This is a genomic window from Salinisphaera sp. G21_0 (assembly GCF_017744115.1).
GTDB lineage: Bacteria > Pseudomonadota > Gammaproteobacteria > Pseudomonadales > Endozoicomonadaceae > Endozoicomonas.
Map to the genome: position 1 here is coordinate 1 of NZ_JAGHQW010000097.1, position 10,318 is coordinate 10,318.

5 protein-coding genes are annotated in these 10,318 nt (G+C 49.2%); 4 read left to right on the top strand and 1 reads right to left on the bottom strand.

Going from position 1 to position 10,318, the window contains the following annotated elements; all coding sequences use genetic code 11:
- Positions 1 to 628: 628 nt before the first annotated feature.
- Together J7439_RS24280 and sstT are read left to right on the top strand one after the other, a co-directional pair.
- A complete protein-coding gene (locus J7439_RS24280; protein WP_209204637.1) occupies positions 629 to 1,951 on the top strand; it encodes a protein kinase family protein in 1,323 nt (440 codons plus the stop codon).
- Between the two features lie 459 nt (positions 1,952 to 2,410).
- Positions 2,411 to 3,661: a serine/threonine transporter SstT gene (gene sstT / locus J7439_RS24285; protein WP_209204638.1), complete on the top strand. Its 1,251-nt coding sequence runs from the start codon at positions 2,411 to 2,413 to the stop codon at positions 3,659 to 3,661.
- Between the two features lie 215 nt (positions 3,662 to 3,876).
- Here the strand turns inward: sstT and J7439_RS24290 are convergent, their stop codons facing one another.
- Positions 3,877 to 8,430 (bottom strand): hypothetical protein, encoded by a 4,554-nt coding sequence (locus J7439_RS24290; protein ID WP_209204639.1) that lies wholly within the window; start codon positions 8,428 to 8,430, stop codon positions 3,877 to 3,879.
- Positions 8,431 to 8,866: 436 nt separating this feature from the next.
- Here J7439_RS24290 and J7439_RS24295 point away from each other — a divergent pair, with 436 nt between their 5' ends.
- Positions 8,867 to 9,085, top strand: a complete 219-nt coding sequence (locus tag J7439_RS24295) for a transposase (protein ID WP_502950444.1) — start codon at positions 8,867 to 8,869, stop codon at positions 9,083 to 9,085.
- 165 nt (positions 9,086 to 9,250) lie between these two features.
- Positions 9,251 to 10,066, top strand: coding sequence for an SEL1-like repeat protein (locus tag J7439_RS24300; RefSeq protein ID WP_209204640.1), 816 nt, complete (start codon positions 9,251 to 9,253; stop codon positions 10,064 to 10,066).
- The last annotated feature ends 252 nt before the right edge of the window (positions 10,067 to 10,318 follow it).

Genomic DNA, 10,318 nt, shown 5'->3' on the forward strand with positions numbered 1-10,318 from the left:
TTTTTCTTTTTTCTTTTTTAAAAAGTGGGTGTCCTTTTTTCTTTTTTAAAAAGTGGGTGTCCTTTTTTCTTTCTTTTTTCTTTTTTTTTCTTTTCTTTTTCTTTTTATATCCAGAATGCACTTGGTATTCTCAGTAACCGCACTTCAACTGAAAGTGCCGATTTTTATCATGCCCTGGACAGGATGAATGCAGCCGACATGCTGGATACCGTTCGCCTCCAGATAAATAATTTAAATACTTTTGTCCCCATGAAATCAGGGGGCACCAAAATGGTACTGAAGCCTGTTTACACCTCCAAAACAGGTATGAATGATGAACTATAACCGACTGGTCATTACGTAATCCCTGCATGTAATTTTTCGTCATTGGCACTGCTGTATTGGGAGATACCTTCAGCCGCAGTCAGAAAGATAGCTGATCTTGTTCACCAAGGCCCCTGTTCGGGGCAACAGCTTCCTGAATGCCCTGGAACTTCATAACCCATTTAATTGATGAGGTTTCCTTGTCTGTCTAAAGCCATGAGGCAGTTCTGTTCACCGCAGTTTCTTAACAATGACATCACTGTTTATACCCAATTGAGCTATCTTTAATTCCCTGACAATAAAAAAGCCATACAGGAGTTCATTGATGTCCCTGCCAGTTGTTGAGAATGCTTCTGCGCTGCAATTTCCTGCGGTCGTGTCGGATGAAAAGGGTGAAGTTGGCAGTGCATTCAAATATCGTATTGTCCACCGTGTCGATAATTTGATTATCAAACTGCTTGAACAGAAACCCGAGTGGGAAACCTACGAGGTTTTCAGAAAAGCAAGCAGGAATGATATGGATTCAGACGAGCGCTGGCAGGTTACGCTGCTGAACTCCCTGAATATCAGCAGCTTTGGCAGAGCCATCACCATTGAGCCACAACGATATTCCTGGTTTGCCCGGGCGGGGCAGGTATCGGTCAAGGGGGCGGATGGCGAAGGCCAGCCAGTGGGGACGTTAATGCTGCTCAATGACCAGAACGTTAAACTGCTCAATGAAGCTGGCAAGCCCCATCAGCGAAGCCCTTCTTTTCCGTCTGTCCTGGCAGCACCGGAGGCAGAAAGGCTGGATGAGTCAATCGATCAATTGCTGGAGATGGTCTCCACCACCGCCCGGCAGCAACATATTTATCGATGGGGAATAAAGGGGTTGCCCAGGCTGGCTGACGCAGGGATTGCTTCCTCTGTTACAGGGCTGTGGCCGCTGCTGGAAAGTCTGGCGGAGCCCTACCTGGAGCAATGTTTGTCGAAAGGCGCTGTTCTCGGTGATGTTATCCATGGTCTGAGCCAGGTAGTGGATACCCTGGCAAACCTGCACGAACGGGGAGTGGCCCACGGTGATATCCGTCTGGAAGGACTTCGGGAGGTGTCAGGCTGGCTGGGCCCGGGCTTGCCGGAGCGTTTCAGTAGGGTGGATGTGGCACCGGGGCCGGATACGCTGGGCAGCAAACGGTTCATTTTTTATAACAATGCCTGGCAACCGCCAGAGCTGCGCTTTCCTGGCGTTTTTGACAATCCTGAACAACCGTTTGCCCCCTGGCAATATACCTCCGCTACCCGGGAGGGCGATATCTGGTCTTTTGGTGTAATGCTGGCGGTTATCGTTTGTACCACTTTTGGCGAAGGGGAGTGGTTTAAAACGGAGGAAGGTTTGCAGTTATCACTATTTGACTATATGAAAACCTGTGGATTGTATGATGGTGCAAAACTGGAGCAGGCAATGGACCGGACCACGGGCTTCCTGGCCAATAAAAAGAGCCTGTTGGCGTTGAATATGCCGTCCGGTCCGATAAGTATTTCGTTGGCTGAAGACGATCAGAACATACTGGCACCACTGATTCGTCTGATAGGCCAGTGCACCCGGGCAGACCCGCAAAAGCGCCCAACGGCAGAGAATGTCAAAGAGCAGCTGAGTCAGCTGGTTTAAGCCCTGGGGTTTGAGCAGGACTTGTTGTTTTTCAGAGGGATTTTATTGACGGGGGATTACAGGAACAGCGCACTCTCAATATCTGCCGCGCAATAGTTGAGTCAGGAGCTCCGCTGGTGGTATCACCACGACGTTTCTTATGTCCCAGACGACTTTCGGTTTCTCTTCCAGTTTGGTTTTTCCGTGACAGTCCTTGACGGGTTGCAGCTCAAAGATGGTTTTCGGGACTAGAATCTGTCTCATTTCCGTGCTCTGGTGTCTGTTTCGGTAGGCAATAGGATAGATGCAATTGACGTAATTGATGCAAAAAATTAAATCTGAAGTTTATCCTCAGTACTGTGATACTATTTTTACGTAATCCCCGCAGCCGGTAATACTTTGCATGCGCGGGAATCTCGTGAGGCAGAAGTTATAAATTATTGACTGATAAAAACTTGAATGTAGTACAGCGGGTAAATCATGAGTCAAGCGCAATCATTTTATGACCGAATGGCAAACACCAGCCTGGTTCTCAGGATTATTATCGGTATTGCCCTGGGTGCTGGTCTGGCGGTTGTTTCGCCGGAAACTGCGGTGGCCATCTCTTTTCTGGGCTCCCTGTTTGTCGGGGCCTTGAAAGCGGTGGCTCCTGTGCTGGTATTTGTACTGGTGGCTTCTTCCATTGCCAACCAGAAACAGGGGCAGCACACGAACATGCGGCCGATTGTTTTCCTCTATATTTTTGGCACACTGGCGGCTTCTTTTGTCGCGGTATCCATGAGTTTTCTTTTCCCGGTGACCTTGACGCTGGTGACCAACAGCGGTGCGGCCCTGCCTCCGGAAGGTATTATGGAGGTTCTCCATACACTGCTGTTCCAGGTCGTGCAGAACCCTGTTGAGGCTCTGCTGACAGGCAACTTCATTGGTATTCTTGCCTGGGCCATCGGTTTGGGCCTGGCATTGCGTCATGGCAGTGAGTCTACGCGGGTTATGGTGCATGACCTGTCCATGGCGGTTTCTGCCATTGTACGTTTTGTCATCCAGCTGGCTCCCATCGGTATTTTCGGATTGGTTGCCAATACCATTGCCCAGACCGGTTTTGGGGTGCTGGCCGGTTACAGCAAGTTACTGGTGGTTCTGATCAGCAGCATGTTGATGATCGGGTTTATCGTTAACCCGTTGATCGTTTACCTGAAGATTCGTCAGAATCCTTTCCCCCTGGTGCTTCGCTGTATCCGGGAAAGTGGTGTGACGGCCTTCTTTACCCGCAGCTCGGCAGCCAATATTCCGGTGAATATGCAGCTGTGTAAAAGCCTGGATCTCCACGAAGATACCTACTCAGTGTCCATTCCCCTGGGGGCTACCATCAATATGGCAGGTGCCGCCATTACTATTACCGTAATGACGCTGGCAGCGGTTCATACACTGGGTATTTCTATTGACCTGCCAACCGCTTTGATGCTCAGTGTTGTTGCGGCTGTTTCTGCCTGTGGCGCTTCCGGTGTGGCCGGTGGTTCCTTATTGCTGATCCCGCTGGCCTGTAGCCTGTTTGGTATCTCTAATGATATTGCCATGCAGGTCGTTGCTGTCGGTTTTATTATTGGCGTGATCCAGGATTCTCTGGAAACGGCGTTGAACAGTTCTACCGATGTCGTCTTTACTGCGGCAGCATGCATAGCGGCTGAACGCAAGGCGGCTGCCCAGGCAGAGCCTCCGTCTGTGAGCGTTTAGGAACTGTCCTGGAATAACTTCCACATCCGATGTTGTCCAGCAAAGAAAAAACCTTGCCACGGAGGCACGGAGAAAAGAAAAACTCTTTTCCTCTGTGACTCCGTGCCTCCGTGGCGAAAAAGAGGAAGTTATTCAGGGACAATTCCTTAATCATCGCAACATAGTCAACCATATTGCCCGATACAAAGAGCGGCCTGTTTGTCATATCGGGCAGCTTATGAGGTCAGGAGGTCTTTGCCTGCTTCCAGGGCTTTATAAGTGCATCCCGCAGGGGGCGAGTCGCTGGTTCGAGCCGATGGCAGTGTATAGTCAATTGACCAGGGCAGGCTGGCTTTTTCAAGTTCTCTGATTTGCAGCTCAAGGTGAGTTTTGAACAATGGGTCTTTGCTCAAGTCGGGGATGCTGCTGGCTGAATAGTTTGTTTCGCCTTTCAGGCAGTCATGTAATGCCCGCCGGGTGACCATTTTCATTCTTGCTTCCCGGATCTGCTCCTCCTTTTTCAGTTGCTGCCGTTCACACTTTTGCCGGGACTTTGCCATTATGACTGTTGCTGTCAGCTGGTCTGGCAAGTGCGCCATGGTTGTTTCGCTGCAATGATGCAGCGTCTGATGAAATGGTTGATCGTCAGCCTTGTCTCCCTCCAGTGATAAAGACTGAAGTTGTCGCATTTGCAGTAGCTTAAACAGGTACTCTCCTTTGTGAAGGTCGATGTGATAGTTTTCAACGGTATCCATAATTGCCTTGATGTTTTCTCCGGGGCAGTCAGTCCCACAGGAATGCTCTAAAAATGCATTGATTTCCTGTTCAAGGTTTATTAACTGATAGGGAAACAGTGCTGCATCCAGTGGTGGAAAATACAGATGGGCTAACTGTTGGTTGAAATCAGCAAGGTGATCCGGATTGGCTGATATGTTATCCGGGTCCCTGAGAGCATTTTCCACCAGTGCCTTTGCCCGGACAAAATGGAGGATGTGTTGTGCGTCTCTTTGAATATCGGACTGACACTTTTCCCGGACCGTAGACTTGATACGTTGAAGCATCTCTTCCTTATATTGCAGCTGGTGCCAATACTTGCTTAACTCTCTTAGTAGCTGGTTTTGTTGCCAGTCCTGCCATCCACTCAGTGCCTGTTCTCTGATTTCTGACATTTTTGTCAGGGTATCTTTACTGATCTGGTGGGCTTGTTGTCTTGCCTTAATGGCCTTTGGACTGTCTTTGGCAAAGGTTCGTTCCATCTGTTCTGAAATGGTTTCGGACAGTGATGTCCAGACTTCATCCAACCCATTATAGCGTCGGGCGACAAAGCAGCTGCTGCCAAAAAAGGTAATGATCCCGATACAGGCTGTTGTTAGCCAGGGGCTACTCAACAGAAGAACAATGTTAAAGGCATTAACCAACAAAATGGCGGCAGTGGTAACCACTGATGATACGCCGAGAATGCCTGCCACCTTTTTCCGCTCTGCTGTTAACTCACTGCGCGCTGCAACACTGGATGGGTTGGCTTTGGCGTTGTTGATTTTCTCCTGGTATTTATCAAAGCGCATAACCAGCGGATCCAGAACAAAACCCAAGACATTACCAACGACACTGGTCCGCCGGCCAATATGATGGGCAAGTCTGACGGTTGTCTCCGGAGCCATGGCGGCGAGGCAGTCAGAGGTCAGCCCCAGGGTCAGGCTGGGCATTAAATCCCGGGCACAGCGCAGGTTATTCAACAAGCGGAAAATCGCCGGCTTCATATGGCTGAGACAGTGTCTGGCAAGATAGGTGGATAATACATTCTGTGCGACTTTTTTAGCCTTTTTGATCAGGTTATCCAGGCTATTGCTTAAAAATATTTCGATTACTGGCAGTCCGGTATGAAACGCGGTAATCATGTCCCGGAGCAGCTGGAACCGTTTGATCACCGTAGCCACTTGCGGATTTTCCAGCGGGTTAACATCCAGTGGCTGTTGTTTGTCACCGGAAAACAGTGAAGCCAGGGCATGACCGCGCATGCAGATCTCAATGCTTTCAAGCAGGCCTGTTACCGATGTGTCCTGCCCAAGCAGGCTTTTCAGCTGAGGCATCAGGAGTGCAAAATCACCCCACATTACCCGAAAAAACTTTGGGTTTTGTTGGGCTACTTTCAATATTGTACCCAGAGTGTCGGTTATTAAGGTGTGGATTGGATTGTCGGCAGAGAACAGTGACGATATCAGCCCTTTGCCTTCTTTATAAAGAAAGCCCAGTGCATTGGGCAGCCCTGATGCGTTTAATCCCTGCATCAGTTCGCCGGCTTTCTGACAGATGGTTCTGCTGGCTTGTGACCCCCAGTTAAATACATCGCCAAAGAGCGTTTTAAATTCTTGATAAGGATCATAATTCAGTAATTTTAAATACCGCTTGCGATACAGCTCGGCAATGCTGTCTTCAATGCTTTCTTCTTCCTTCCGGATAAAATTCAGGTAGCTGAGATAGTATGCATAGGAGTCAGGGTTCAGTGGCCGCAGGCCCATGCTTTTTCTTGATTTTGCCAATTGCCAGAGCACATCAATATTCTGCTCGAAATGCTCACAGGGCAGTAAGCCGTCAGGCACACCCTGGTCAATCAGGTGAATCAGAAGCTGCTGTTCAGCATAGGTCATGTCGTAGTAGCACTGCATCCAGTGCAGGCAACTGTCGTAGTTGTCATCCTGTTCAGAGCGGTTCATTGCATCAATGAATTGTAATGTGGCCAGGTAAAAAGATTGCTCGAGAGTATTGCTGTTTTGTGACAGTACGGTGCGTATACGATCAGCAGCGGGGGGCTTTAGAAACAACCACTGTGGAAACAGGGCCGGTTGGTTTGGGCGTGATTGGGTGCTCAGAAAATGATGAATTAACCGGGCAGAAACTTCATGCTCTGTACAGGCAAGGCGGCCTTGTTTTTCTTCGGGGGGCGGCTGGTGGTTCAGTAATCGAAGATTAAGGATATGTTGTCGTTGATCCATCAAGCTTGGCAGACTGGCTTCAGCTGGAGGTGATTCAATCTCATGCTCAAGGCGTTTGGCATGGAGCCAGCCGATCTCATTGTCCAGTTGCGTCGCTATTTCTGGTATAAGATCCTGCCTGATCAGCCGACTGAATAAAGCCTGAACACTCTCTGCTGTGCACTCTTGCTGATCAGTCGCCAGGGCAAGTTTAGCTGCCTTTATATGCCTTATGCATCGATACCGTTTTACGTTCAGGCAAACCAGATAAGTCAACACTTTTAGTATGGTTTCAGGTTGTTCCCGGATGTAGTGATTAACTGTTCTCCTCTTGCATGTGTCTGTTCCGGAAACCGGTACCCTCACCGGTGGGAGCTGCATAAGCTCGTTAAGAACGGTTTGAGCGGATTTTTCCAGATGATATTTTGCCAGACTCCACATAGCCCCCCTTAAGATGATTTCACGCTCTTTGCACTGGTAGCCCAGCGGTCTCAGCCAGGTAGAGGGCTTAAGGGGTTTTGGGTCTTTAAGTTGATTACCCTCGACGTTGTCAATGGCAGTGGCTAACTGCTTGGAAGATAGCCTTCCTTTTTGTACCAGGAAGTCGGCATCCATTTTTGATTCCAGACAGTACACATTGTATTGACGCTCAAATTTTCTCAGATTTTTCAACATCGCGAGCTGGAATCTGACATTGTGCCGATCACGTTCAAGGTCGTTGAGGTTTTCTCTCAGGGTTGCCAGGTTGGTTGCCAGGGTGACCCTGAATCCGGTACGGTTTTGCATCCGGGATTTTCGGAGTTGTTCAAAGGTATCTATTGAGGTGCTGCCCAGCTTCGCAAGCCGACTTTTGAGAATCTCAAGGGCGGTTTCAGGGAATAAAATAAGCAGGGCCTGTAAGATGCCGTGTGGATAAAGTGCAATCAGCAGCTCAGGCTGGTCATCTTCCCCATCAATGGCAATGTTGCTGGGATTGCCATAGGTGTGTGGTGAGAGTTTTACGACGGGCAGTGACTGTTGGTAGATTTCCTGAAGTTCTGATGATCTGTGATGTGCCCTATGGACGACGCTATCTTTTCTGTGGGAAGCGTCTGCCGTTTTACTGTCGCTTTCTTCCGACTCATAGGTTGTGCTGGAACACTCTTTTTCGGGTTGAACACTTTTGGATTGCGCTTTGCTAACGTGCCCCCTGCTATTCAGGTCACTGTCGATGGCATCGACATCTATGGGCAACTCAATGTCTTGATCCTCGTCATATTCTTCACTGAAGCAGGGCATATCAAGATTGATATGGTCCAGGGCCTCTGAAGGTGTTGGCAGGGCGGCATTGGCGAGTTTTTTTATGCCTGACAGAATATACTGTGCCGTGGAATGCCAGTAAGAGCTTTCTGCTTCTATTGGTGCCTTGACGCTGTCTTGTTCACCGACAGCCGGGTCAGCTTGTGAAGTTGGAGCATCCGTTGTGTTTTCTTTGTCTGTCCTGTTCCGGGGGCTGATATTTTCAGTCTCAGAATGGCAGCTGTCCAGTGTACAGGTGCTGTCGCCAGAGCGGGTGTCAGTATCTGTTGTTGCCGGTTTTCCTGCCCCCTTCTGGTTTAACGACGGTGTTTCTCTGTCTGAAGACTCAAGACAGTTCCGGGATGAGTCGGAGCAATAGCTGATCTTATCGAGGACCGGTCGTGTTTGACGATGGTGAATAGGGGTGCTGTTGAAGTCTGGGCATTTCCTGATATCTGCTGCTCCAGGATGCTGCCGGGGTGAGTCTGTATTAGCGGGAGTGTTTAGGGGGAAATACGACGATGCAAGTACCGACTGCATTATTTAGCCTGAACGTTGAATAACTTTAACCAACTGTTCAGACCCGATGGGGAGATGATGGTTTCATCTGCTTATTGTAAATGTTTTGGCAGTTTTTCCTTTGTTATTGGGTTTTTTATTGAGTGCTTAGTGTGCCGAGATAAATCGGCAAGATGTTAAGGGTGAAAGTCCCTGTGGGTTAAGACTGACGTGTCGCCCCAGCCCCGAGTCATGAGCCGTATATCGTAAGGTATCCGGTGAAGTGTTGACAGGGGAGCCTGTAGGCTAAGTATTGAGCTGCGAAATCAAATAGTCCGAGGTGCTGATGTTGTTAAGTGATGCAGAAAGCAATATTACAGGTTGCACTACACCGCAAGTAACCTGTGAGCCTCGCGCAGTCGGAGACCTTGTGCATGCAGGTACGCATCTTGTGCCCTCTTAATCTACAAGAGCCATAATTAAAGCCGCCAAGACCATAAAACGACACTGGGATGGTGTACTCAACTGGAAGGATAGCCAGATCAATAATGGCTTACTGGAAGGTTTGAATTCAGTGATACAGGCAGCTAAGCGAAAAGCACGAGGTTACAATAAGCCTCACTTCAAAATCATGGTGTATTTACTGACAGGTAAGCTGGACTTTACCAAGGTTAATGAAACCTGCTTACCCACTTAAAATTCAAAAGAGCCCTACTCTATTTTGTGGATTAAATTTGTGAATTAATATTGTGTGGATCAAAGTGTCAGAGAAACTAACTAATTAGTCAGTGAATTCTCCGAAAGCAAATGGTCGAATGCGGCACAAATATAAAAGTCATGACAACGTAAAGGAATGCCTGACATGAACAACGTTTCATCCAGTGCCGCAGTAGCCACCCACGAACTAAAAGTGTGCTCAGTCTGTTTAGACAAAATCTTCCCACCGAGCCATCCGGAGTTTAATGGCAGGCGCATCGCCAGAGCCGAGCCCTGCAAGCATATATTCCACCTCGAATGCATTACTACCTGGTTACAAAATAACCTGACGTGCCCTTTGGAGCGGAGTCTCATTGAGGTGGTCATTGAGGAGGTAGTGTTGACAACCCTGCCCCTGCCCCCGAACTGGGAGCAGCAGATGGTCAACGCTGCAATCCAGGGCGATATCGGGATGATCCGGGCCCTGCTCAACCGGAGGGCAGCCCCGGATGCGGGCCAGACCCAGGGGAATACCCCCCTGGCCCAGGCTCTGCTCAACAAGCATCCTGATGCTGCTCTGCTGCTGGTCAGCAGGGGAGCAACTGACCCGATCGGCCTGAACAACCTGGGGCTTCTGTTTGAATATGGTTACGACGGCCTCCCGGAAGATCTGCACCAGGCGGAAAGCTGTTACCTCAGGGCTGCCAGGTATGGGGATGCCATGCCCATGCACAACCTGGGCTGCCTGTATCTCAGGAGTGGCAAGGACTTTCCGGGGGATCCCCAACAGGCGGTGCAGTGGTTGACCAAGGCAGCTGAGAAGGGCCATGTCAAGGCCATGAGCAAACTTGGCCACCTGCTTCTGAACAGTGACGTGGGTCTTTGGGGAGATAGGGACAAAGCGCTGCACTGGTTGAACATAGCTGCCAGGCTAAATGATGGTCAGGCCATGAACACCCTGAATAATCTGATTAGGTTATGACAGGAAGGATTTCTCAGTAAAACAATTTCTCAGTAAAACAAAAGTTGCGAATCTGAATTCAGTTTTACAGGTAATCCCTTTCAGGAGTGGAAAACCAGTTGATACGTAAGCGTCCAAACAGGGGGCAGACTCCCCCTACTTGTCGAGATCGGCTTTTAATGGATTGGCCCCGAATTTCTCTTTCCAGAGTCGCGGTATCAGTTCCCTGATATCACGGGCCGGGTGGAGGCTGATGCGTTGAAGAACATCAAC

What these genes read in the sequence shown, in the direction of transcription:
- J7439_RS24280 (WP_209204637.1), top strand. Translation starts at nt 629, where the DNA reads ATGTCCCTGCCAGTTGTTGAGAATGCTTCTGCGCTGCAATTTCCTGCG.
- J7439_RS24300 (WP_209204640.1), top strand. Translation starts at nt 9,251, where the DNA reads ATGAACAACGTTTCATCCAGTGCCGCAGTAGCCACCCACGAACTAAAA.
- J7439_RS24290 (WP_209204639.1), bottom strand. Translation starts at nt 8,430, where the DNA reads ATGCAGTCGGTACTTGCATCGTCGTATTTCCCCCTAAACACTCCCGCT.
- sstT (WP_209204638.1), top strand. Translation starts at nt 2,411, where the DNA reads ATGAGTCAAGCGCAATCATTTTATGACCGAATGGCAAACACCAGCCTG.